The 1,792-nt window shown below is 73.4% G+C and carries 3 protein-coding genes; 2 read left to right on the top strand and 1 reads right to left on the bottom strand.

The genetic code is table 11. The features are described from left to right. On the top strand, positions 1–434 hold a 434-nt coding region (locus AB0H32_RS48240), incomplete at its 5' end, for an ATP-binding protein (protein ID WP_361136081.1). Here AB0H32_RS48240 and AB0H32_RS48235 read toward each other — a convergent pair. Next, positions 428–976: an RNA polymerase sigma factor gene (locus tag AB0H32_RS48235; protein WP_361136078.1), complete on the bottom strand. Its 549-nt coding sequence runs from the start codon at positions 974–976 to the stop codon at positions 428–430. The genes AB0H32_RS48240 and AB0H32_RS48235 overlap by 7 nt on opposite strands. A 47-nt stretch (positions 977–1,023) precedes the next feature. Here AB0H32_RS48235 and AB0H32_RS48230 point away from each other — a divergent pair. After that, positions 1,024–1,792 (top strand): serine/threonine-protein kinase (locus tag AB0H32_RS48230; RefSeq protein ID WP_361136075.1); only part of this gene is annotated, 769 nt, incomplete at its 3' end.

Genomic DNA, 1,792 nt, shown 5'->3' with positions numbered 1-1,792 from the left:
TGCACACCACCCCGGCGCCACCGGCCAGCTCCACCACCGCGCCCAGCAATGGGTGCCCCACCGCACCCAGCCCCAGTGACACCGCGTCGCCGCCGATCCGCAAACAGGTCGGGGACCAGCTGGAGCACTGGTCGCTGAGCGAGGTCACGTTCACGACGGAGCTGGTGGTGAGCGAACTGGTCACCAACGCGATCCGGTACGGCGCCCACCCGATACGGCTGCGGCTGATCCAAGACGCGGCCACGCTGATCGTCGAGGTGTCCGACACCAACCACACCGCCCCGCACCTGAGGCGGGCCAAGACCTTCGACGAGGGCGGCCGCGGGCTGCTGCTGGTCGCCCAGCTCACCGAGCGCTGGGGCAGCAGGCACACCGCGGAGGGCAAGACGATCTGGGCGGAGCTGGGGCTGCTGGAGACGGAGGAGGATCAGTAGCCCCGCAGCCAGGGCCGTACCTGTTTGCGGGCCTCGTGCAGCCGGGACTTGAGGGTGCCGAGGGGAATCCCGATGCGCTCGGCGACCTCGGCGTACTCCAGCTGGTAGATGTCGCGGTAGACCAGGGGCGCCACCAGGTGCGGGTACTCGCGCTCCAACCGGTCCAGGGCCTCCAGCAGATCGATCCGGGAGCCCGCGATGACGCTGGTGGTGCGCGGGTCGACGTGCTCGGCGGGCTGCACGGCCACGGGCTGTTCGGCGGCCCGCCGCTTCAGCTCGCGGTACTTCTGCCGGCAGCAGTTGGCGACGACGGTGTACAGCCAGGTGCTGAAGCGGCTGCGGCCCTCGAAGGCGGAGATGTGCCGGGCCACCTGGAACAGCACGTCCTGGGCGGCCTCCTCGGCGTCCTCCCGGCAGGGCAGGAAGCGCCCGCAGCGGCGCACCACCTCGGGCCGCAGCTCGGTCAGCAGCCGGTCCAGGGCCGCCCGGTCGCCCGCCGCGGCGCGCCGGGCAAGGTCTTCGGCCGTCGGCACGTCCTGCACGTCAGGGTCCCCCTCGGAGTCGATCTCAGGCCAGGCATGATAGTCGTATGCACTCCCTGGAGCGGATCGGCCGCTACCGCCTCGAACGACGTCTGGGCTCCGGCGCCTTCGCCACGGTGTGGCTCGCCCACGACGACGAGCTGCAGGCTCCCGTGGCGGTGAAGGTCCTAGCCGAGAACTGGGCGCACCGGCTCGACATCCGGGAGCGCTTCCTGTCCGAGGCGCGGCTGCTGCGCCGGGCCGGCTCCAGCCGGGTGGTGCAGGTCTACGACATCGGTGAACTGCCCGACGGCAGGCCGTACTTCGTGATGGAGTACGCCGACGGCGGCACCCTGGCCGATCTGCTGGCGGGCGGCCCGCTGCCGGTGCCCCAGGCGCTGACGCTGACCGCGCTGGCCGCGCGGAGCGCCGCCGCGCTGCACGAGGCGGGCATCGTGCACCGCGACATCAAGCCGACCAACGTGCTGCTGCACACCGCCCCGGACGGCGAACGGCGGGTGCTGCTGGCCGACCTGGGTCTGGCCAAGAGCCTCGCGCAGGCCTCGGTGCTCACGCTCGCGGCGGGCTCGGCGGGCTACCAGCCGCCGGAGCAGGCCGAGCCCGGCGAGGGCATCGACGCGCGCGCCGACGTCTACAGCCTGGGCGCGGTCGGCTACGAGCTGCTGACCGCGACCGTGCCGGGGCCGCCCGGGAAGGTCGTGCCGCCCCGGCGGCTGCGGCCGGACCTGCGCGATGGCCGAGCTGGTGCGCGCCGGGAAGGTGCGGGCGCTCGGGCTGTGCGCGGTGGGGGCGCGGGGCGGCCGTCGCTCCGGGAAC

The sequence above is a fragment of the Streptomyces sp. NPDC020362 genome (assembly GCF_040642095.1).
Lineage (GTDB): Bacteria > Actinomycetota > Actinomycetes > Streptomycetales > Streptomycetaceae > Streptomyces.
The sequence above is the reverse complement of the archived record's forward strand: the minus strand, read 5'-3'. Positions and strand labels throughout refer to the sequence as shown.